Source organism: Halomonas alkalisoli (genome assembly GCF_021412585.1).
In the GTDB taxonomy this organism is placed as follows: Bacteria; Pseudomonadota; Gammaproteobacteria; order Pseudomonadales; family Halomonadaceae; genus Halomonas; species Halomonas alkalisoli.
The window spans coordinates 225,236-247,909 of sequence record NZ_JAKCMI010000023.1 but is presented as its reverse complement, the minus strand read 5'-3'; the positions used below and the strand labels follow the sequence as shown (position 1 = coordinate 247,909).

At 64.9% G+C, this 22,674-nt stretch carries 18 protein-coding genes; 9 read left to right on the top strand and 9 right to left on the bottom strand.

Annotated features, from left to right (window positions below; all coding sequences use genetic code 11):
* The first annotated feature begins 23 nt into the window (after positions 1-23).
* The 3 genes from LY622_RS09705 to LY622_RS09695 all read left to right on the top strand — a co-directional run bounded on the left by LY622_RS09705 (position 24) and on the right by LY622_RS09695 (position 5,024).
* Positions 24-1,148, top strand: a complete 1,125-nt coding sequence (locus LY622_RS09705) for an efflux RND transporter periplasmic adaptor subunit (RefSeq protein WP_234290695.1) — start codon at positions 24-26, stop codon at positions 1,146-1,148.
* Positions 1,148-4,306, top strand: coding sequence for an efflux RND transporter permease subunit (locus tag LY622_RS09700; RefSeq protein ID WP_234290694.1), 3,159 nt, complete (start codon positions 1,148-1,150; stop codon positions 4,304-4,306). The genes LY622_RS09705 and LY622_RS09700 overlap by 1 nt, the downstream gene beginning before the upstream one ends.
* Positions 4,307-4,541: 235 nt before the next feature.
* Positions 4,542-5,024: a group I truncated hemoglobin gene (locus LY622_RS09695; RefSeq protein ID WP_234290693.1), complete on the top strand. Its 483-nt coding sequence runs from the start codon at positions 4,542-4,544 to the stop codon at positions 5,022-5,024.
* A gap of 195 nt (positions 5,025-5,219) precedes the next feature.
* Here the strand turns inward: LY622_RS09695 and LY622_RS09690 are convergent, their stop codons facing one another.
* The 7 genes from LY622_RS09690 to LY622_RS09660 form a co-directional block, all read right to left on the bottom strand.
* Positions 5,220-5,645 carry a DUF3617 domain-containing protein gene (locus LY622_RS09690; RefSeq protein WP_234278918.1) on the bottom strand — a complete coding sequence of 142 codons (426 nt, stop codon included), beginning with the start codon at positions 5,643-5,645 and terminating at the stop codon, positions 5,220-5,222.
* Positions 5,646-5,907: 262 nt separating this feature from the next.
* A complete protein-coding gene (locus LY622_RS09685) occupies positions 5,908-7,296 on the bottom strand; it encodes a putative bifunctional diguanylate cyclase/phosphodiesterase (protein ID WP_234290692.1) in 1,389 nt (462 codons plus the stop codon).
* Between the two features lie 356 nt (positions 7,297-7,652).
* Entirely contained in the window at positions 7,653-8,045 is a 393-nt protein-coding gene (locus LY622_RS09680) for a hypothetical protein (RefSeq protein ID WP_234290691.1), read from the bottom strand.
* 24 nt (positions 8,046-8,069) lie between these two features.
* Positions 8,070-9,620 carry a c-type cytochrome gene (locus LY622_RS09675; protein ID WP_234290804.1) on the bottom strand — a complete coding sequence of 517 codons (1,551 nt, stop codon included), beginning with the start codon at positions 9,618-9,620 and terminating at the stop codon, positions 8,070-8,072.
* Positions 9,621-9,627: 7 nt separating this feature from the next.
* Complete coding sequence (locus LY622_RS09670; protein ID WP_234290690.1) at positions 9,628-10,983, bottom strand: NADH:flavin oxidoreductase; 1,356 nt, start codon at positions 10,981-10,983, stop codon at positions 9,628-9,630.
* Positions 10,980-11,888, bottom strand: coding sequence for a hypothetical protein (locus LY622_RS09665; protein ID WP_234290689.1), 909 nt, complete (start codon positions 11,886-11,888; stop codon positions 10,980-10,982). The genes LY622_RS09670 and LY622_RS09665 overlap by 4 nt, the downstream gene beginning before the upstream one ends.
* Before the next feature lie 43 nt (positions 11,889-11,931).
* A complete protein-coding gene (locus tag LY622_RS09660) occupies positions 11,932-13,743 on the bottom strand; it encodes a peroxidase family protein (protein ID WP_234290688.1) in 1,812 nt (603 codons plus the stop codon).
* A 350-nt stretch (positions 13,744-14,093) separates the two neighbouring features.
* On the opposite strand from LY622_RS09660, the gene LY622_RS09655 reads away from it, so the two are divergent.
* The 4 genes from LY622_RS09655 to LY622_RS09640 all read left to right on the top strand — a co-directional run bounded on the left by LY622_RS09655 (position 14,094) and on the right by LY622_RS09640 (position 17,897).
* A complete protein-coding gene (locus LY622_RS09655; RefSeq protein ID WP_234290687.1) occupies positions 14,094-14,471 on the top strand; it encodes a hypothetical protein in 378 nt (125 codons plus the stop codon).
* 167 nt (positions 14,472-14,638) lie between these two features.
* Entirely contained in the window at positions 14,639-16,108 is a 1,470-nt protein-coding gene (locus LY622_RS09650; protein WP_234290686.1) for a c-type cytochrome, read from the top strand.
* 152 nt (positions 16,109-16,260) lie between these two features.
* On the top strand, positions 16,261-16,488 hold the full coding sequence (locus LY622_RS09645) for a hypothetical protein (protein ID WP_234290685.1): 228 nt from the start codon (positions 16,261-16,263) through the stop codon (positions 16,486-16,488).
* Entirely contained in the window at positions 16,485-17,897 is a 1,413-nt protein-coding gene (locus LY622_RS09640) for a patatin-like phospholipase family protein (protein WP_234290684.1), read from the top strand. Before LY622_RS09645 ends, LY622_RS09640 begins: the two co-directional genes overlap by 4 nt.
* A 12-nt stretch (positions 17,898-17,909) precedes the next feature.
* Here LY622_RS09640 and LY622_RS09635 read toward each other — a convergent pair whose 3' ends face one another.
* Complete coding sequence (locus LY622_RS09635; RefSeq protein ID WP_234290683.1) at positions 17,910-19,316, bottom strand: esterase/lipase family protein; 1,407 nt, start codon at positions 19,314-19,316, stop codon at positions 17,910-17,912.
* A gap of 128 nt (positions 19,317-19,444) precedes the next feature.
* Positions 19,445-20,290 carry a hypothetical protein gene (locus LY622_RS09630; RefSeq protein ID WP_234290682.1) on the bottom strand — a complete coding sequence of 282 codons (846 nt, stop codon included), beginning with the start codon at positions 20,288-20,290 and terminating at the stop codon, positions 19,445-19,447.
* A 396-nt stretch (positions 20,291-20,686) separates the two neighbouring features.
* On the opposite strand from LY622_RS09630, the gene LY622_RS09625 reads away from it, so the two are divergent.
* Positions 20,687-21,127, top strand: a complete 441-nt coding sequence (locus LY622_RS09625; protein WP_234290681.1) for a LexA family protein — start codon at positions 20,687-20,689, stop codon at positions 21,125-21,127.
* Positions 21,124-22,410: a Y-family DNA polymerase gene (locus tag LY622_RS09620; RefSeq protein ID WP_234290680.1), complete on the top strand. Its 1,287-nt coding sequence runs from the start codon at positions 21,124-21,126 to the stop codon at positions 22,408-22,410. The genes LY622_RS09625 and LY622_RS09620 overlap by 4 nt, the downstream gene beginning before the upstream one ends.
* Positions 22,411-22,674 lie beyond the last annotated feature (264 nt).

The window sequence follows — 22,674 nt, the reverse complement described above, 5'->3', positions numbered from 1 at the left end:
TCCGATTCGCCACAAGAGCCCCGATGAACACGATTTCACGCCTCAAGCCCCCCACGTGGCGCGACACTGTGTTGTTGCTGCCATCGTTGTTGCTGCTATCACTCGCCCTGCTTTTGCTGAGCCTGCCGCTTGCCGCCCAGGAGCGCACCGCGGTGATCGCCTCCCGCGTGACGCTGGAGCCCTGGTCCGACCCCCTCGAGGCACTGGGCACCCTGCGCGCCGACGAGAGCGTCACCCTGTCCGCCACCGTTACCGAGATCGTCGCCGAGCTCAATTTCAGCGACGGTGACCTGGTGGAAGCCGGCCAGCTGCTGATCCGCCTGGAGGATGGCGAGCAGCAGGCACAGCTACGTGCCGCCCAGGCCCAGCGCGACGAACGACGCAGTGCGGTCAACCGGCTCACCCAGCTGCAGGAACGCAACATGGCCCCACGCGCCGACGTGGAGGACAGCCAGGCACGGCTGCGCCAGGTGGAAGCCGAGATCCAGGGGCTGGAGGCGCGCCTGACCAACTACCAGCTGCGCGCCCCCTTCGACGGCCGGGTGGGCTTTCGCAACATCAGCGTGGGCAGCCTGGTCACCCCCGGGACCCAGCTGGTGACCCTGGACAAGACCGACGTGATGAAGCTCGACTTCAACGTGCCCGAGGTCTTTCTGGCGATCCTCGAGCCCGGCCTGCCGCTGACCGCGCACAGCGCTGCCTTTCCCGACGATGTCTTCGAGGGCGAAGTGGCCAGTGTCGGCTCGCGGGTCGACCCGGTCAGCCGCAGCGTCAGCGTTCGCGCCGAGCTGGCTAATCCCGAGCTTCGGCTGCGCCCGGGCATGCTGATGGAGGTCGTGGTGCAGCGCAGCCCCCGGCAGGCCGTGGTGGCGCCCGAATCGGTACTCGTTCCCAGCGGTGACCGGCAGTATGTGATGGTGATCGATGAAGCCGACGGTAACCGGCTCGAACGCCGCCGGGTCACCGTGGGAGAGCGCCGCACCGGCCAGGTCGAGATACTCGAAGGCCTGGCCGAGGGTGAGCTGGTGGTCAACCATGGACTGCAGCGCGCCCGGGAGGGCGACAGCGTGAGGCTGCTGGGCATCGCCGACGACGAGGCCACGATCCGCAAGATACTCGAGCAGAACCGCAGTGAGGAAAGCACCTGATGCGGCTCTCGGACCTCTCCGTCCAGCGCCCGGTGATGGCCACGGTACTGGCACTGCTGATCGTCGCCTTCGGCCTGCTGGCCATGCAGCGCCTGCCGCTGCAGGAGTACCCCTCCATCGACCCACCGGTGGTCAGCATCGACACCCGCTACGCCGGTGCCTCGGCCAACGTGGTGGAGACCCGGATCACCCAGCTGCTGGAGGACCGCATCGCCGGGGTCGAGGGCATTCAGTTGATCACCTCCTCCAGCCAGGACGGTCGTTCACGAATCAATATCGAGTTCCGCCTGGACATGGACATCGATGCCGCCGCCAACGACGTGCGCGACCGCATCTCCGGTGCCCTGCGCAACCTACCAGACGAAGCCGACCCGCCGGAAGTGCAGAAGGCCGATTCCAGCGAGGAGGTGGTGCTGTGGCTCTCCCTCTCCGGCGACGACTACACGATTCCCGAGCTCACCGACTATGCCGACCGCTATCTGGTGGACGGCTTCTCGGTACAGCCCGGCGTGGCAAGGGTACGCGTGGGGGGCGGACGGGAGTACGCCATGCGGGTGTGGCTCGACCGCAACGCGCTGGCGGCCCGCAACCTCACCGTGGGCGATGTGGAAAGCGCCCTGCGTGCCGAGAACGTGGAATTGCCGGCCGGGTCGATCGAGTCCCGCGACCGGCAGTTCATGGTGCGCCTGCCACGCACTTTCAACCAGCCCGATGATTTCGAGCGCCTGGCGCTGACCCAGAGCCCCGATGGCTACCTGGTGCGCCTGGGCGATGTGGCGAGAGTGGAAATCGGCTCGGTGGAGGATCGCTCGATCTTCCGCGCCAACGGCGTGCCGATGGTGGGCCTGGGGATCATGAAGCAGTCCACCGCCAACGTGCTGGAGGTCTCCGAGGGCGTGCAGGCGGAGCTGGCGCGGGTGCAGGACAGCCTGCCCCAGGGCATGTCGCTCGCCCTCAACTACGATGCCTCGGTCTTCGTTTCCGGTGCCATCAAGCAGGTGGTGATCACGCTCTTCATCGCCATGGGCCTGGTCGTCGTGGTGATCTTCCTGTTCCTGGGCAACGTGCGCACCACCCTGATACCCGCGGTAACGGTGCCGGTGGCGATGGTCGGTGCCTTCATGGCGCTGGCCCTGATGGGCTTCTCGATCAACCTGCTGACCCTGCTCGCCCTGGTGCTGGCCATCGGCCTGATCGTCGATGACGCCATCGTGGTGCTGGAGAACATTCACCGGCGCATGCACGACTACGGCGAGACCCCGCTGGTAGCGGCCTTCCGCGGCACCCGCCAGATCGCCTTTGCGGTCATTGCCACCACGCTGGTGCTGATCGCCGTGTTCGTGCCGCTAGGTTTCCTGCAGGGCAACGTCGGCCGGCTGTTCACCGAGTTCGCCTTGACCATGGCCGCCGCCGTGGCCATCTCCAGCGTGCTGGCGCTCTCCCTGACCCCGATGATGGCCTCGAAGATTCTCAAGCCTTCGATGCACGAGGGCCGCATCGCCCTGGCGGTTCAGTGGCTGCTGGAATTCACCCAGCGCATCTATCGCACCCTGCTGATCTGGGTACTCAGGGCGCGTGCCGCGGTGCTGGCGGTATTCGTGGCGCTGATTGCGGCCACCGTCTGGCTCGCCGACCTGCTGCCCAGCGAATACACCCCGCAGGAGGATCGCGGCAGCTTCATCATCCTGGTCAACGGCCCGGAGGGGGCCACCTTCGACTACATCATGGACTACATGGATGAGATCGAAGTCCGGCTCGACCCCATGCTGGAGAGCGGCGAGCTCGAGCGAGTGGTGGTTCGCGCCCCGCGCGGCTTCGGCAACATCGAGAATTTCAACAACGGCTTCGCTATCATCAGCATGGCCCCCTGGGGCGAGCGTCGCGATGCCTGGTCGATCATGGACGAGGTTCGCCGGGAACTGGGCGACCTGCCCGGCGTGCAGGCCTTCCCGGTGATGCGCCAGGGCTTCGGCCAGCGCATCAGCAAGCCGGTGGAGTTCGTGCTGGGCGGCGGCACCTACGAAGAGCTTGCCGAGTGGCGCGACACCCTGATGGATCATATCCGCGAGGACAACCCGAGGCTGATCGGGCTGGACAGCGACTATCGCGAGACCCAGCCGCAGCTGCGCGTCGATATCGACTATTCCCGCGCGGCAGACCTGGGCGTCACCGTCACCGAGATCGGCCGCACCCTCGAGGTGCTGCTGGGTGGGCGCAACGTGACGCGCTATCTGGACGCCGGCCAGGAGTACGACGTCATCGTCGAGGGCGACCGGGGCAGCCAGGCCAGCCCCCGTGCGCTGGACAACATCCAGGTGCGCTCGGCGCGCTCGGGCGAGCTGATTCCCCTGGCCAGCCTGGTGAGCTTCTCCGATTTCGCCGGTGCCAGCACCCTGAACCGCTTCAACCGGCTGCGCGCCATCACCATCGAAGCCAACCTGGCCGACGGCTACTCCCTGGGTGAAGCCCTGGACTACCTGGAAGCCGCCGCCGCCGAGGTGCTGCCCGGGCAGGCCCAGACCGACGTCAGCGGCGCCTCCCGCGACTTCCGCCAGGCCAGCGGTGCCACCACCTTCCTGCTGATCCTGGGTGCGCTGGTGGTGTTCCTGGTCCTGGCCGCCCAGTTCGAGAGCTTCATCCACCCCTTCGTGATCATGCTTACGGTGCCTCTGGCCATGAGCGGCGCCATGCTGGGGCTGTACGTCACCGGCCAGTCGCTCAACATCTACAGCCAGGTAGGCCTGGTGATGCTGATCGGCCTGGCGGCCAAGAACGGCATCCTGATCGTGGAGTTCGCCAACCAGCTGCGCGACGAGGGCCTGGCCTTCCGCGACGCCCTGCTCGACGCCGCGGTGACGCGGCTGCGGCCGATCCTGATGACGGCGGTGACCACCATGGCCGGTTCGATCCCGCTGATCGTCTCCAGCGGTGCCGGTGCCGAGTCGCGCATGGTGATCGGCACGGTGATTCTTTCCGGCGTCGCCGCCGCCACCCTGTTCACGCTGTTCGTGGTACCGGTGGCCTACGACCTGCTGGCACGCCATACCGGCTCCCCCGGCGATGTGAAACGCCGTCTGGAAGCGGAGATGACCTCCGGCCCGGCCGACCGAAGCGACGGAACTCGCCATCAGGACGGCACCGACAGTCAGAAGGCATGAACGACGAAGGCCACCCCGGGGTGGCCTTCGAGCTTCCCGCAACTACCAGCCCCTCAGCATGAGAAGGCTCCCGGTCAATGTAATGGCATGTTGCTATTCGCCCGACTTACCCCAGCCAACCTGCGAGCATAAGTGATTCCATCCAGGGGCATTAATTGATCTTGTAGCCAGGGCGAGGTGTCACTCCCGACGCTATCCTGAATAACGCAGGATCCAGATCTATGGGAGAAGACCCATGACAACGTCAATAACCAACCGCAGCCAGGTGCTCGGCGCAGCTCTCGCCCTCTTGATCCTCATCAATGCCAACCCTGTCTCCGCGGATGACCCACCCCTGTATGAACGTCTCGGCGGACTGCCGGCCATCTCGCTGGCCGTCAACAACTTCGTCGATGATTTCATTCAGGACCCGGTGATTCTTGCCAACCCCGCCGTCGAAGAGAAGAAGACCCCGGAAGCCGCACCCTATATCAAGTTTCAGGTGACGGCCCTGGTCTGCGAGATCACCGGCGGCCCCTGCCAGTACACTGGGCTGAGCCTGGCGGAGGCACACGACGGACTCAACGTCTCCGAGCAGGAGTGGGATCGTATGGTGGAGCTGTTCATCGATACCCTCGATTCACTCGAGGTACCGGAAGGTGAAAAGGAAGAATTGCTCGGCCTGCTGGGCCCCACCAAGGACGATATCGTGGTGACGAGCGCCGGTGAATCAAGCTGAATGAATAAGCGCCCAGCTATTACCAGACGCAAGGAGGCGGCCTCACGCAGCAAAGCCAGCAAGACTCATCGCCCGTCGGGACCTCCCGATGGGCGATTCTCGTCCATGGATGGCCGTGTCGCAGAGAGGCGACCGATTGAGTACCACAAGGGGCACCACGACACTGCCTTCGCGCTTCCCGCGGCTGTCAGCCGCTCAGCAATCGCCGAGCCGCTCGCCTTCGATCGTCGTGTCCATGACCATCTCACCCATCGGCGAGTCGGTCTGGATATTGACGTTGCCTTCCACGCGCTCGCCCAGGAAATCCATCCGGCCATCGATATCGGCCTGGCCACCATCGGCGTGACACACCATCTTGTAGTCGACACCGTCTGCGGACACGTTGTGATCCAGCAGCTCACACCCCTCTTCCACTTCGAGGAACTGGAAGTCGGCATCGTCGAGGTCGCCCTGCACGATGCACTCCTGATGGCTCTCGGTCTGGTCGGGAATCGGCATGTCGCCTTTGACCGAGGTGGTGCTGGTGAACTGCCACTGGCCGGGTACGATATTCGGTGACTCTGCCACGGCGGTCAGCGGCAGCATCAGCACGGCGGCGGCAAGCAGGGAACGAAAGGGCATGAAGACTCTCCGGTGGTTTAGTGAAGGGCGGTAGCGGAAGACTGGCCGCCGCTAGGCATTGTCCGAAAACTGTCTGCGCTCGGCCATACTGCGTTAAAAATCAGCTCAAACTACTCATTTACACACCGTAAACTCCGTCTTTTCACTGATTTTTGCCTTGTCTGACCATCGCTCGTCGACTTTTCAGACAGTGCCTAATGTCTGGCATGTGACATAGCTTACCCCAGACAGGGAGCCGGAGGGAAAGCCGACCGATGCACTCTCACGTATCGTAGATACAGGAAAGCTGATCGACCTGCAGCTCCGTCACCGGCTGCGGCCTGCCGAAGAGATAGCCCTGAAAGGCTTCACAGCCGTGCGCTCGGAGCCATTGGTGCTGCGCCTCGGTCTCCACCCCTTCCGCGGTCACGTCGAGGCCAAGGCTCGCCGCCAGGGTGATGGTGGCCTGGACGATAGCCGCATCCACCGGGTCGTCGAGCACGCCATTGACGAAGGCTTGGTCGATCTTCAACTCGTCCAGCGGCAACCGCTTGAGATAGTTCAGTGAAGAGTAGCCGGTACCGAAGTCGTCCAGGGCGAAACGGATGCCGAGCTGATTGAGACGCAGCATGATAGTGCGTACCCGCTGGTGATCATCCATCAACAGGCTTTCGGTCACTTCCAGCGTCAGCCGGTGCGGGTTGGCCGCCGTCTCCTCCAGTATCTGCTGCAGCCTCGCCACGAAGTCCGGCTGGTGGAACTGCACGGAACTGACATTGACGGCGATGCTCAACCTCTCCCATTCCGGCTCCCGCGCCCAGGCAGCCAACTGCCGGCATGCGGTTTCGAGGACCCAGTAGCCGATCGGCAGAATCAGGCGATTCTTTTCCGCCAGGGGAATGAACATGCCGGGCGACACCATGCCACGCTGGGGATGCTCCCAGCGAATCAGCGCCTCGACCCCGGTGACGCGGGACCGGGCGTCGACCTGCACCTGGTAATGCAGGCGAAACTCATCCCGAGCCAGCGCCTGATGCAGGTCGGCTTCCAGATGGACTCGCGCCATCACCGTGGCCTGCATCTTGGCATTGAAGAAACGCAGGGTATTGCCCCCCGCCCCCTTGGCCTGCTGCAGCGCCATGTCGGCCTGCTGCATGGCACTCTCCACGCTGATCTCGCCATCGGCAAACAGCGTGACGCCGATACTGCCGGTAATCGGCAGGGTCAGGACCTGCTCCTGATCCTGCTGGGCTTCCAGAATACAAGTCAACAGCTTCTTGGCCACGCCCTCGGCAGCATGAGCCGCCTGCTCCTGGTTGGGAGCCAGGTCATGGATCAGCAGGACGAATTCATCCCCCCCCAGGCGGGCCAGGGTATCGCTCTCCCGCACCACACTCGACAGGTGCTTGGCGACGTGACGCAGAAGGTGATCGCCCTGATAGAGCCCCTGGGTGTCGTTGACCAGTTTGAAGTTATCCAGATCGATGAACATCAGCGCCGCATAGCGATCCGTACGCCGGGACCCCTTGACCACCATTTCCAGGCGATCGAGCATCAGGCGCCTGTTGGGCAGGCCGGTCAGCGGATCATAGAAGGTCAGGCGATAGTTGCTCTCCTGGATCGCATGGCACTCGGTGATATCCGTGGAAATACCACATGGCAAAGAGACCATGTCATCTGAATCATTGGCCAGCCCTGCCTTGTCGGCCGACGAGTCAGCGCGCTCCCGCCCTCCTCTGCGACGGTCCCACCAGGCACCGCCCACTGCCGCCAACGCCATGCATGCAATGGCTACAATAGCGAGCACCGCCCATCCCAAGGCAGGCACCGACGCTGAACCCTCTACGCTGCCAGCCGCTGTCGTCGACAGCCCGGCCAGTATCCCTGCGAGCGCATACCGTCGAGTTATCGACAGCAAGCCAGTCAATGACATCCCGTCACCATTTTTAGTCTATAGGCCTAGTTATAGCAGAAAAATCTGAAATGACCGATAGGTAAACGACGGGTGCCTTTCGCCGACCCCCTGCGTCAGGGCTTGGCCATCAGGTCGCCGCGCCAGGCCCGCCAGAAGGTCACGCCCTGCAGCACGGCGAACACCGCCTCGAACAGCGCCGGCAGCCAAAGAAAGCCTGTGGCGAACAGGAAGAACAGCGCGAAAAGACTACGAAACAGAATCGACAGCAGCCCCACCAGTCGATTGTGCAGCGGTGCCAGGGCAGCCGGCAGGTAGAGCAGTCCAACCACGATCATGGCCAGGCCGGCGTAGCGCACCCAGGTCAGCGGGTACGGCAGGTCGGCGCCCATCACGCCCAGCAGGCTAACCGGCCATAGCCACAGCCACAGGCCCAGCAGCACATTGAGGGCGATCCCCACCGTCATCACCCGCCGATAGGTCGCGAACACATCGTTTGAGGTCTGCATTTCAGTGCTCCCGGGCCGGTTGTCTCAAAAGGTCAATAGATAGTCGAGCAAGTCCGAGCGCTCCTGCGCCGTCAGCTCGGTCCCGTAGGCATGCCCCTGGCGGCCGTTGCCGGGCTGGCTGGTGTCGAAGCAGAAGCCCTCTTCCAGGGGCTCGCCGGGCGTGCAGTCGGGCGCCACGAAACCGCCCTTCTCCTCATCCAGCACGTCCAGCCCGCGCACGAAGGCTTGGGGGCGCTCCGCCGGCGGCAGCAGCAGGTCGTAGAGGGTCGGCACGGCGCCGTTGTGCAGGTAAGGCGCCCGCAGCCAGAGGCCGTCGAGGGGCAGGTTGGCGTAGCCATCGGTCTTGCGGAAGTGCCGGAAGCGATAGCGCTCGTCGTCCTCGAACAGGGTCAGCTGATAGCGCTGCAGGGTCTCGGTGTAGCTGTCGAGCCGGGCCGGATCGACGCCCAACTGCTCATTGGGCACCACCTGGCCGAGGCGCTCCCCTTCGAAGACGTAGCGCTCGCCCTCCTGGTAGCCGTGACAGTCGGCACAGTGACGCATGTAGAGCGGCTTGCCGGCTGCCACCCCCTCGGGATCGGGGCGATAGGGGCTGGGCGGCGGCTCGAGGTCCAGCAGCCAGTCGGCCACCCGCTCGATACCTCGGTGATCAACGCTCTCCTCGGTCACTCCGGCCCCGATGGCGGCGCTCAGGTTGCGCTCCTGCAGCGAGGCGTTGTTGCCATCCCAGTGCAGATCCATGCCCTGACGGGGGCGCTGCAGGAAGACGGCGGGGAAATCGCTGGTGCCGATCCGCTCCGCCTCGTCCAGCGCTGCCGCGCTCATGCCGAACTGGAGCAGCTTGTAGGGATTAAAGGTATCCACGCGCCCCGGCCCCCAGGGCGGCTGCTCGGCCAGCAGCGGCGCGAGCATCGCCCGGGTCTCCAGCAGCCCCTCGCGCACCCGGGGCAGGACCGCATAGCGCCACACCCGCCGTTCGATCCAGCCCAGCGACTGCCCCTGCTCGTCCATGGCCGCCAGAACGCTGTCCGGCGCCAGCCGCGGGTCATCGGCGATCTCCAGCAAAAAGCCGATGAAAGCGTAGAGGTCCAGGTTGTTGGACGGCATGCCGGAGATCTGTCGCGGGGGCGCATCGGGCGACTCGCGGACCGTCCCCACGTGGCAGAGCGCACAGTTGAACCAGGCGACGTCCACGCCGCGCATCTCACGGGTTCCGACGCCGATGGGCAGATCCCCACGGCTCGCCTCATCGCCCGGCGCGTAGAGAAAACCGAATACCTCGTAGTGCCGATCGTCGAAGACTTCCGGAAACAGGCTCGGCAGTACCCGCCACAGTCGCACCGGCAGGCCGCTGACCTCGCTGCCGATGGAGCCATGCCGAAAGTGGGTCTCCGGGTCGGCGTAGTGACGCACCGACTCGCCACTATAGCGCCACACAGTCGGCACGCCGATCGCCAGGGCCAGCAGGCCGGCCGCCACCACGGCCAGGACGAGCAGGGTCAGCGGCAGGCGTCGCCAGCGCCGGCGGCGGGCCTCCTGTTGCACGGCGGTGACGGGCGGCTCCTGTCGTCTCATGGCAGCCTCACGGATTCTGCGCCGGCGGCACCGGGGGCAGGCGCAGCTCGGGGCGGGTGTCGTAGATGCTCATCAGGGTCGCGATCATGCGCTCGTGGTCGCCGTCGAAGCGCGACAGTTCGTAGCAGCCCAGGGGATTCTTGGGCGCGTTGAGCAAACACTTGTTGCAGAAGGTGCAGGGGCGTTCCGGTTCATCCTGCCCGGCCTGCCACTGCTTCGGCAGGTCGGGATTGGCGATCAGCGCCCGGGCACTGGAGACCGCGTCGCAGGCCCCGCTACCGATGGCTTCGCGTACCAGGGCGGCGCGCTGATAGCCACCGGTGCTGATCACCGGAATGCCCACCGCCTGGCGTACGGCACGCGCCTCGTCCAGGCTTACCCCTTCCACGGCATGGCCGCGCTGGTGACGAAACCACAGCCAGCGAAAGATCCAGCGCAGCGACGAATAGCGAAACAGCAGGTAGTTGCGGAAGGTGTCGACCCCGGCGGAGAGCATGGCATCGTAGGTGCTGGCGATGGTGTCGAAGGAGAAATCCCCCGGCGGATTCAGGGGGTGAGGAAAGAGGCTCCCGACCGACACGTGCAGGGCATCGGCGCCCGCCGTCTCGACCCAGCGGCACACCTGCAGGCTCTCCGCCAGGGTATTGCCCTTGCCTTCCCAGGGCAGGATGTCGTTATGGTCCACGGCGCTGATCTTGACCTGCAGGTGGAAGTCCGGCCCCACCCGCTCGCGAATGGCGCGGATCACATCCAGCAGAAAGCGGGCCCGGTTGGCGAGCGAGCCGCCGTAGCGGTCGCGCCGGTCATTGATGGCGGAACTCAGGAACTGGGTGAACAGGTAGCCGTTGGCGGCATGCAGCTCCACCCCGTCGAGCCCGGCCTCCCGGGCCCGCCAGGCCCCGTCGGCGAAGGCCTCGATGGTGCGCTCGATCTCGTGGCCGCTCATGGCCCGGCACAGGAAGCCGTGCAGGGCCTCCTTGTGGTCGGTGGAACTGAGCGACCGGCGATGCTGATTGTGGACCCCGGGGAGATCCATCTGCCGGCCGGAATGGCTGAGCTGCAGGATGTACTTGCAGTCAAAGCGGTGCACCGCCTCGCCGAGCCGCTGCCACAGCGGGATGAAGTCATCGCGGTGAATGGTGGCGTAGCCCGCCACGATGCGCCCCTCCATCTGTACCGGCACGAAGGAGGAGATGATCGCGCCCACCCCTCCCCGGGCGAACTGGCACTCCCAGTTGATGCGTGTCTGGGTCAGGCTGCCGTCCTCGTTGTCGAATCGCCCGGAAATGTTCGAGCGGAACAGGCGATTCTTGACCTCCAGGTTACGCCACTTGAGCGGCGAGAAGATGACATCCTCGCTCATCGTCCGCCCTCCCCTGACCGGGATGCCACGGCCCGCTCCCAGATATCGGCCAGCAGCGCCAGGATGAAACGCTGGGCCGGACAGCGCGCCCAGCTATCGCTCATAAAGGCCAACTCCCGATCGCCGCTGCGCCGGACACCCTCGGCGAGTCGCAGCAGTACCAGATCACCGGGCACCAGGCGACGCGGGGAACAGGGTGTCGAGAGCGGCGCCAGCACCTGGCGCAGCAGCGTTTCCGGTACGCTGAGGCAGCGTGCCAGCACCGCCGCCTGGGGCAACTCATAGGCCCCTGGGGTAGCGGCCAGGGAGCGCATCGCCTCGAGCGCCCCCACCAGGTTATGCACCGCCACGCTGGTGGCATGCAGGGACATGGCATCCCCCCGGGCGCTGTCATGCAGCAGTTGGCGGTCGCGGCGGAGTTGGCCGCTTAGGCGCTGGAGAAGGGCACGTAACGCCTGGGTGCGCGGATAGTCATTGAGCCGACGGGCCGCCGCAAAGGTCGCCTCGTCGGCCCGGTAATCGTCGTGGAACCGCCGCCCCAGCAGCCCCTGGGCGGCGGGGCCCAGCGCCTCGACGTCGGCCTGGCCGGCGACCCCCTCCACCAGGGTCTTGAAAGCCGGGTCCTGGCGCCAGATCGAAGTCTCGGCGCCCTCGTCCAGGCGCCGCCCCAGCTCGGCGTGGCGCGACTCGCGCCCCTCGGCCTCGCGGCCCAGCAGGGCCGGCAGCGGCTCACCATCGAAGACGAAAGCACCGCGCAGGCGCGCCAGGCGCAGGCGGTTGATCAAGCCGCCGCTGGGTGCCAGGGAACGGTCGAGGCGTGAGTCGCCGTCGAGCAGACGAATCTCACCGGGATCGGTGACCTCCAGAACGTTGATCAGCCCGGGGATGTGCCTGCGTCTGGCCATGCTGCCTCCCTCCCTATCCTTCTATCCGTGCCTTCTATCCGTGCTAGCCGCGGTTCCACGGGAAGAAGGCATTGCGCACACCCTCCAGCCGCGGCGCCAGTTCGGGGAAGTGACGTCCGATGACCGACTTCATGCCGTTGTTGTCGATCCACTCCATGCCCGCTTGGGTGTAGACCTCGGGGGTGTAGTCGTCGGTGAAGAAGCGGTCACTCTTGAGACGTCGCGAGGCCATCAGGATGAAGATCCGGAAGGCGGTATCGCTGAAAGCGAAGCCGGGTGGCGGGGTCTCGGCCAGGCAACCGATCAGCAGGTCGACCTCTTCCACGTCACCATAGACCGCCTCCAGTTCGCGCTGCCACTGGGGATTGTCGGTCAGTTCGGCAAAGCTCGCGGGGGCCGGCATGTCGATCAAGCGGCGGAAGCGGCAGTAGCGCGGCACCCCGCGCTCGCGGTCGCGAAGCACATCCACCGTGGCCAGGTCGATCATTCGATGATGGGGCGCCTGCTTCTCGTGCTGCTGCAGGTGCCTCGGAAAATTGTGCAGCACCAGGGCGCCGGGGTGGCTGGTGCCCAGCGAGTAGAGCGCATCGCTGAGCGGCATCTCTTCATAGAGCGCCTGGGTCAGAGAGCCGGCCACCTCGGTGAGGCCGCACTCCTTGATCAGGCTGTCGTCGTCCAGACGCCGGAAGCTGAAATCGTCGGGAATCAGCGGGTGCATGCGATAGACGGCGCTGAACTCCTCGGTGATGGCATAGGGTGCGGCATGGTGATCCACCGGCGAGCCGACGATGCCGCTGAACAGTTCGCTGTCGCTGACACGGCCCCGGCTGCGGTAGAAGTGCTCGTCGAGCACGCCCCACCAATTGGCGCGCATGCCGAGCCGCAGCTCCGGGGTATCGAGCAGCGCCGGGGTCCACTCGACGGTATGGATCTTGGCGATCAGCGCCGCATTCACCAGCCGGGCCTTCTGGAACAGCCACTCGCCGTCGCGGTCGGGATGCTCGATGCGCAGCCGGTCGACGATGGCATTGTGCTCCATGGCGAACAGGGTGTGCATCAGCGACAGTCCCACCCACCAGTTGCCGTTGGCGCCCGCCAGTTCGATGCCATGCTCATCCAGCGGCAGGTGGCCATCGGGCTTGAGGTAGAGCTTGCCGTCGGCCAGCATTTCACCGCTGTCGGGGTCGGTGCGCACCAGGCGCTGGCGGCGCAGGCTGCTGCCGTAGATCTGGGACGCATCCCACCACTGGGTCTCGGTATTGAGGAAGGTATCGGGATGCCCCTCATCGGCGGATGAGCGGGTGGTGTCGCGCCGGCTGCGCAGCACCGTCATGCGCTCCCAGGGCCAGTCATCGTCCTCGTCCAGGGGCACCTCGTAGCGCTCGGCCTCGGTGTCATTGCTGCCATGGCTGAACCAGTCGTGGACCATGAACTGCAGCCAGGCAGGGACCAGGACGTTGAGGGTGGTCGCCGGCACGAAGGGATCTCGCGTCATCAAGCGACGGCTGATCACCCGGGGACTCGGTGTCATCAGCCTCTCGCCGGTCTCGCCGAAGGTCTCGGCAGGCGGCACGTTGCGCCCGAAGCGGGTATACGCCTTGCCCATGGCGGGTTCCGCCAGGTCGTTGTAGCTGCCGTCGGCGGTGCGGAACTGGTGCACGTCGATGTTTTCCCGCTCGGGATCCTGCGGACGCTCCCGTTCGGTTGAGTAGAGGTTATGCCAGCGCAGGTTGCGGCGCAGAGCGACGAGATTGAGGACGGCGATGGGGAAGGGAAATCGATACCACTGACGGCGCCGATTGATACACCGAAAGGCGCGACCGAGCAGACCGCTACCACCACGTTGACCGAACATGGGACTCCCCCCCTGAACAAAGCCGTCGCTACCAACCCAATCTCGCCTAGGCCTAGGAGCCTGTCGGACTTAACGCTGATCTACTGCGAGATCCGGTCTTTCGGCCAATTTCATTCGATCTGATTCGTTAAATAGCGGGCTATTCGCCTCATCAGATCGATAAACTTGTCTCGAAATCCAAATCTCTCGTGACGATCGGTCAAATCCGACAGGCTCCTAGAGATCTCAGTTACACAAGTCTTACGTGACCTCACCGAACTTGACTACTAATCTCTAGCACAGGGTTTGACTTCCCACCAGAAAACGAATGGGGACCGACTAGTCTCGTCGAGGGCAGGGGGCATCGGGGGATGGGCAGCTACGCAGCGGGATTTCGCGCCATGGTACTGCTGGGAGTGGTGGCCAACCTCCTCTTCGCCCTGCCTGCGGTCTTTGTCCCCAACGCGGTGATCAGCCTGGTCGGGGGCGCCCCGGTTGCCGAGCCGATGTGGCCCGCCTTCGCAGCCTGGCTGCTGATTTTGCTAAGCCTGTTCTACCTGCCGGCGGCGTTCGATCCCTTTCACTTCCGGGCCATCGCCGTGCTGACCGTCCTGGCGCGTTTCGCCGGGGTGGTGTTCTTCACCTTGCTCCATCCGCAGTTTCCACTGTTCGCCCTGATCGATCTTTTCTTCGGCGTGACCCAGGGCATCCTGCTGCTGCTGCTCCGCCGCGCCGAAAAGACGACATAACAAAGGAAGCGCTGAACAAATCGACGAGCGAGATGAAGCGCAAGGCGCCCGGAGCACAGGAACCGGAGCCTATGGGGTATAGGTGAGGATTCCGCGCACCGCGCAACGCAGCGATTCGCTCGCGTAGGCATTTGTGCAGTGTTTCCCAAACTCGAGGAGAGACAGCCATGGCATCCAGTCACCGAGACACTTCAAGGACCTCGCGGCGCTGGTGGGTATGGCTGCTCCTGCTGCTGATAGCCGGCGGGGCGATTGCCGTCGTTGGCTGGTACCAGCTGTTCCGCGAGGAGCCACAGCGGTTCGACAGCGTTGAGGCCTACTACCTCTACGGCTCCATCGGCGCCGAGCAGGAAGAGGGCATTCCCTACTGGATCTGGCGCGTGCTGCCGGATGTCTTCCCCCAGCACCTGCCCGGGGAAGGCGGCTACGCCGCCCTGGGCATGCTCTGGGAGGAGGGCGAGGCGACCCCGGCCGGCTTCTCCAGGAAGACCATCGGCTTCCCGCGTATCGCCATTAACTGCGCGGCCTGCCACACCGCCAGCTACCGCATCGCTGAAGACGCCGAACGCCAGATCGTGCCCACCGGCCCCCACCAGACCTTCGATCCCCAGGCCTACCTGACCTTCCTGGGGAATGCCGCCAATGACCCGGACTTCACCGCCACCACCCTGCTGCCGGCCATCGAGGCGGAGACCGACCTCTCCTGGCTCGACCGCCTGCTCTACCGTTTCCTGATCATTCCGCGAACCCGAGACGGACTTCAGGAACAAGCCGCCCGCTTCACCTGGACCGACGAGCGCCCGCGCTGGGGGCCGGGGCGCATCGACCCCTTCAACCCGGTCAAGTTTCACCCCGACCTGCTGGCACTGGACCCCGCCGAGGACGACACCATCGGCAACTCCGACATCATGCCGCTGTGGGCGATGGACGAGCAGGAGGGCTTCGCCCTGCACTGGGACGGCCTCAATGATTCCTTGACTGAAGTGGTGCTGAGCGGCGCCATCGGTGACGGTGCACGCCCGGATTCGCTGCCCGTGGACGACCTCGCCAACCTGGAAGCGTACCTGCTGACCAAGCGTCCGCCGCCCTACCCCTTCCTGGGCGATCTCGACGCCGACCTGGCCGCCGAGGGCGAAGCGGTGTTCCAGCAGACATGCGCCGGCTGCCACGGCCTGGAGGGCGCTCGAACCGGCACGGTGATCCCCCAGCCGGAGGTCGGCACCGACCCCCACCGCCTCGAGATGTGGACCGCCGAGGCCGCCGAGCGCTACAACGCCTACGCCGAGGACTACCCCTGGGACTTCAACGCCTTCGTCAAGACAGACGGCTATGTGGCTAAGCCGCTCACCGGCATCTGGCTGCGCGCGCCCTACCTGCACAACGGCTCGGCCCCTACCCTGGAAGACCTGCTCCAGCCTGCCGATCAGCGCCCCGAGCGCTTCTACCGCGGCTATGACGTCTACCACCCCGAGCGCCTGGGTTTCATCCATGACGGCGAGGCCGCCGAACGCCATGGCTTCCTGTATGACACCGCCGAGCCGGGCAACGGCAACCAGGGGCACGACGGCGCCGCGTTCGGTACCCAGCTCGACGACGATGACAAGGCGGCGCTGATCGAATACCTCAAGACGCTATAGGCTTTGCCTGAAAAGCCGGCGAGCGATGGGCAGACAAGGCAAAAATCGGCGAAAAGACGGAGTTTACGGGGTGTAAATGAGTATTTTGAGTCGATTTTTAACGCCGTATGAGCGAGCGCAGCCAGTTTTCGGCAGAGCCTAGGAGACATGCCATGGCAGAGTACTTGAAGGTCGTCTTCCCCCAGCGCCGCGAGGTCTGGATCGACGGCGAGCCCGCCGCCTGGACCCAGTCGGTGTGCCAGGTCGATGCCGGCTGGTACACGGTGACGCTGGCCCCACCGCCGGACTTCGAGCCCGAGTGCCAGCGAGTGGAGATCGTCGACACTCTGCCCTCGGCACCCTTGGTCGTCGAGTTCACCCTCAAGGAGCCGGGTCGGTGAGCCCCGTCGCAGGACGGTTGATCGGCCCGCTCGCGGCGCTGGCAGTGCTGGCCGGCTGCGCGGCGTTCCCCGAGACCCAGCCCCTGGAGCAGGTCGATACCGGCAGCGGCTACCGCTACGCCAATCTCGAGGGTGCGGAAAACAGCGAGGAGCTGTTCGTGATCCTCAGCTTCTCCGGCGGGGGCACGCGGGCCGCCGCCCTCGCCTACGGCGTGCTGGAAACGCTGCGTGACAGCTGGGTCGAGATGGACGGGGAGCCGCGAAACCTGCTGGACGAGGTGGACGTCATCTCGTCAGTGTCCGGCGGCAGCTTCACCGCGGCCTACTACGGGCTGCACCGTGACGACATCTTCGAGGAGGGGGGCCGGTTTCAGCGCGACTTCCTCTATCGGGACGTCGAGTCGGACCTGAAGCGCCGGCTGCTCAACCCCTACAACTGGGCCAGGCTGGCCTCGCCCACCTTCGGACGCATCGAACTCGCCGAGGAGGTCTACCAGGAGCGGCTGTTCGGCCAGGCCAGCTTCGCCGACCTGGCGGATGACGGCCGCAAGCCCTTCCTGCTGATCAATGCCACCGACATGGACAAGGGGTCCCAGTTCACCTTCGTGCAGTCCCAGTTGGACCCGATGTGCGTCGATCTCGACAGTATCCCGCTGTCACGCGCCGTGGCAGCCTCGTCGAACTTTCCCATCGCCTTCACGCCGCTGACGCTCAACAGCTACCCCGGACGCTGCGGCTACCAGGAGCCGCCCTGGGTGGCCAACGCCCTGGAGGGCCTGAATACCAACCCCCGCCGCTACTATCGTGCGCGCCACTGGCAGCGCTACCAGGAGCCCGAGCGAGACCATGTACATCTGCTCGACGGCGGCGTCTCCGACAATATCGGCCTGCGCCCGGCCCTCGATGCCCTGCGTGCACCCACCCTGCAAGAGGTGGAGTGGAGCGTGCTGAACAAGATGAACCGGGAAATCGTCGACAAGCTGGTGGTGATCGTGGTGGACGCCAAGTCGGAAGACCTGGCGGCAGACTTCGACACCTCGCCCCGCTCTCCCGGTCCCAGGCAGGTGATCAGCACCATCGCCACCACGCCCCTGGCCAACTACTCCTTCGATACGGTCGAACTGCTCAGGGATGCCCTGCGCGACCGCGCGGACGCCCAGCGTCTATCCCTGGACGCCGGCACCGGGATGCACCAGATCGATCTCTACTATATCTACGTCGGCTTCGATCAGTTGACCGACGACGCCACACGGGAGCGCTTCCAGCGCATCCCCACCCGTTTCCGGCTACCCAGCGAGGAGGTGGATGCGCTGCGCCAAATCGGCGCCGAGCTGCTGGAGCAGTCGCCCTGCTTCCAGCAGCTGGTGGGCCAGCGCGAGGGCTCAGGCGGGCGCCTCTGTAGCCATTGAAGCCCCAGCCAGTCAGTCTTGCGGATCGTTCAGTCGGAACACGTTGTCGGCCTGGGAACGGTGTAGGCAGATATCCACCAGCAGAGTGCGATGAGGCTGGAACAGTGCTCTCAGCTGGTCGACGTCCAGGCAGAGATCTTCGATGTCCTCGTCGGCCAGGGTGCGAAACCCCACCGGGGTGTAACGGGCATTGTGCTCGTCCTCATCCAGCATCGGCTCGGCGGTGATCGACATGCCCAGCCGAGTATCGGCACGCTCGACGGCCTCACACAGTCGGTTTGTGTCGATATACAGGCTGCGCAGCGAGGGGTCTGCCCGGTAATTGTGCACCTTGCGAATCGCCGACTCGTGAATGGTTCGCGCCAGCCCGCCGCCGTCGGGGCGGCGAGGGTCGTAGAACTCGATCAGGTAGTCCGCAACCGGCGCGTCGAACTGGTCGCGCACGCGTACCACGGTGTTCTGGAAGCCCGGTTTGCCGCGCCTATCCCCCGGCTGGCGGGTCAGCTGCTGGTTGGCCGCGTCGCACTCGTCACAGAAGGCATCGAACGCATCGTCGTCGATGGTCAGGCCTCGCTCGATCAGCGCCAGTGTCTCCTTCTGACCACCGCTCAGTCGGCTTTCGGCGGCGTCGAGCTTGATCGCCGAGTGATCCAGGCCATCGAGAATCCGAAAGGCACAGCGTCCGCTGGACGGCCGGTAGTCGACCACCTCAGGCACGGTGACTCGGCCACTGTCGCGCTCCTTTTCGCGGAAGGCGATTTGCATATGGCCGCAGTTGAGGTTCGCCGTGGCCAGCCGGACGGTGCCGTCGCCGCCCTCCTCGTTGGCCAATGCGCGGATGCCGCCGTAGCCGGTATTGCCGCACAGCACGGTGCACAGGATCCGACCGGGGACATACATGCCCTCGCCCTCGGCGAAACGATCCTGCATGGCCAATGCCCAGCTGAAGGGGCTGGCCAGCTCCAGGCCGCGCAGGATATTGGCCCCGGTCTCCAACACCGCCTGCCCCGCCTGACGGCTGAAGAAGCCATTGGTGATACGCCCCAGCATCGAACGGCCCATGTGGGCCAGCGGCGAGCCGAAGTTGGCCGGCGCGAGCATCACCAGATGCTTGACCGGGACGGCATCGGGGGCGAAGTGACGCACCAGCCAGTCACGGATCACCAGCCCCCCGGTGGAGTGTACGATGAGGTCAACGCTGGCCACGTCCCGCGGCAGCCCATGCGCTGTCCAGGCGCGATCCAGAGCCGCCTGCAGATCATCGAAGCGCAGGGCGTCATCCTTGGAGAGGTAATCGCCGATGGCGATGCGCTGAATACGCTCGGGACCCAGCCGCTTGCGAAGGTGCCCCACCAGTCTCTCGAATGATTTACCTTCATCGTTCCAGCCATGCAGCAGTACCAGGGGACGATGGCTCATGATACGGCCTCACTATTGTTTTTGTATTTCGGCGAGGGACGCGACCGCCCACCGGCGCTCGCATTATCTCAAGGGTAGCCGCTTGTCCGCGGAATGGCCGCGGAATGGCCGCGGCGTGATCCGGCGACTCACTCACCGCGCGGGTCGCCGGGCAGATAGTGGCCGGTGACCAGGCGATAGGCATTCGAGGTGCGATCCCCGGGGATACCATCGGCCTTCAGGAAGATGCCCGGGAAGCTGGTCAGCCAGCGCTGCAGCCGCTGGGCCTTCTCTGTCTCTGCATCACGGCGGCTGCGTCGCATGCGATGGTGCGACACCAGGGGGCGCTGGCTGACCTTATCGCCGGCTGGCTCGGCGGCTACCTGCGCATAGAGCGTTGCCGCCGGCTGGTCGGCCAGGTCCGTCTCACCGCGCTCGATCAGTCGCCGCAGCATCACCGCCGCGCCGCACTGGCGCGAGACGGCGCTGTCGGACCAGCGACCATCGGCCACGTAGCGGCCGCTGGTGTAGTGCGTCGAGAAGCTCCACAGGTAGGGCGAAAGCACGTGAGAGTGGTACATGCGGTAGCCCCAGCCGTTATATCGCTCCAACTGATAGAGGGTGCCGGCCAGGCTCCAATCGGTGTCGCCGTCCAGGCGCTTCAGCGCCATGGCATCGGCGGCGCTCACCTCCCAGTCGAAAGGCGGGGTACCGCGTTTCGGCCGGCCCGCAGGCACCTGGACGGTGCGCGCAGTGAGCGGATCGCCGTTGTGCAGGTGGCAGCGGAAACTACAGCCCGATTCCATGCTGTGCACCAGCGCCACGAAGTGCCAGGGCACTCCGCGGCGCTCGGTAACGGTCTGGTAGCGATCGCGATGGGAGAGCAGCCGATCGACGCTGCGCTCCACCTCGACCTCGCGCTTGGGAAGGATGTCGCAACTCTCGAACAGCTGCTCGTACTCTTGACGCAGGGGCTCGGTTAGCCGGATCGCCATGGAAACCTCCTGTCAATTGAAGGCGGTCCTGAACCAGGCGAAGGCCCCGCTGCACCCTTATACGACTGGTTTCAGCACTAGGCATTGTCCGAAAACTGGCTGCGCTCCTCACGGGTCGGAATCGAGTGGCGGTCGATATCACCCAGCCACCCTACGCGCCCGAATTCAGTCCTACCTTCTCGGGTCCAGGTATTGATCACCGTCATCCTTAGTGATGGTAGAACATGATTATTACTCACGCCGTTTTCCAGGCGGTTCAAGTACATATCCCTCCCTCGCCTGGCTATTCTTGTCACCAAGCCACCCATGGCTAACTTCCATTAGCGCTTGCCTGTTGCCTGTCACCGGCATTGTCGAGAATACTGTATGCATACACAGCATTCGAGATAAGCCGCCATGCCACCGGAGCACTTCACTCCTGCCCATCCTGACCCGGCTACCCAGGCCCTGCCGTACCCGCTGGCACTCGGCCGCGCGGGGCTTTCCGGCTTCCCATCGCCTGCTCAGGATTACGAAGGCCGCACGCTCGACCTAAACGAACGCCTGGTAAAACACCCCGCGGCCACGTTCTTCATGACGGTCACTGGCGACAGCATGGTGAGCCTGGGCATACACGAAAGCGACCTGCTGCTGGTCGATCGCTCCATCGATCCGCGGCCCGGCCATATTCTGGTGGCAATGGTTGATGGCGAGATCACCGTGAAGCGCTATGAGCTGCTCGGCAACCAGCCGCATCTCTGCTCGGGCAACCCCCGCTATGCGCCGATCCCCCTCAGGGAACTCGACTGCCAGGTGTGGGGCGTGGTGCGTGCGGTCATTCACGAGTACCCGGTATGACGCTGATCGGTCTGGTGGACTGCAACAGTTTCTACGTCAGCTGCGAGCGCGTGTTCCAGCCGCGACTGGTTGGCCGCCCCGTCGGCGTGCTTTCCAACAACGATGGCTGCGTGATCGCCCTTTCCAACGAACTGAAGGCCCTCGATATCACCATGGGTATGCCCGCCTTCAAGCTCCAACACCTGGTGGGCCAGGGTCGGATTCGCCTGCTCTCGAGTAACTACGAGCTCTACGGCGATATGAGCCAACGGGTGCAAGCGGTGCTCGGGGAGTTTTCTGCCGGTGTCGAGCCCTACAGCATCGATGAGATGTTCGTGCGCTTCGACGGCTTCGAGCCGGGCCAACTGCTCGAGCATGCGCGGCAGCTCCATCATAAGGTGCGACAGTACACCGGCATTCCCGTCTGCGTCGGGGTCGCCCCCACCCGCACCCTGGCCAAGCTGGCCAACAGGGCAGCAAAGAAGATCCCCGCCTATGGCGGTGTCTGCGTGCTACGGGCCGAGAGCGTTGAAACCCGCGCCTTGCTCCGGCGCTTTGAACTGGGCGACCTCTGGGGCGTGGGCCGACGGCTGGTCGAGCGCCTTGCCGTGCTGGGGATCCGCACCGGCTGGGACCTCGCCCAGGCCGACCCCAGGTGGATACGCCGACAGTTCAGCGTCACCGTCGAGCGCACCGCCCTGGAGCTGCGCGGCACCCCGTGCATCGAGATGAACGACGTCGATGAGGCCCGCCAGCGCATCATGACCAGCCGCTCGTTCGGCAAGCTCACCGACAACCTGGGCGAGATTCGCGAGGCCATCCGCCAGCACGGCCAGCGAGGCGCCGAAAAGCTGCGAAGCCAGGGCAGCCTTGCTCGCGCGGTGCTGGTGTTCCTCAAGACCAACCCGTTTCGCAACGATCTGCCCCAGTACTCGTCCAGCCTTGCCGTCGAACTGCCCCGCCCCACCGATGACAGCCGCGAGATCCTCAGTGCCGCCGGCCAGGCCCTGCAGCGTATCTACCGCAAGGGCTACCGGTACCAGAAAGGTGGCGTGATGCTGCTGGACCTGATCGACGCCGACCGGCAGCAGCTCTCCCTGCTGGATACGCCACAGAGTACCGCCGATCGGCAGCGCAGCCAGAGCCTGATGGCCACCATGGACGAGCTGAACAGACGAATGGGACGCGGCACCGTAAAGCTCGGTACGCCCAGCCCAGGCGCGGCCTGGCACCTGCGCTGCAACCACCTTACCCAGCGCTATTCGACACGCTGGGAGGAGCTGCCCGCAGTAAAAGCCAGATAAAAGAAGCCCGGCCGTGAGGCCGGGCTAAATCTTCGCTTCCTTTCCACTACCTCAAGCGTCCTGCCTGAGCATCCCTGGTGCGTGAGTCTCCCTGACTCGATCTTCCCTGTAGGGCCTCCTTGCCCGATGCGCTCACTATGACAGCGACGAAGAGCGATAACTATTAACCTGAGATACCTTGTGTTGTAAGAGATTACCGACACGCGATGTAAGCCAGACGCTCACGCCGATGCCGTTCACTACAAGGCACCTGAAACGAAGGCG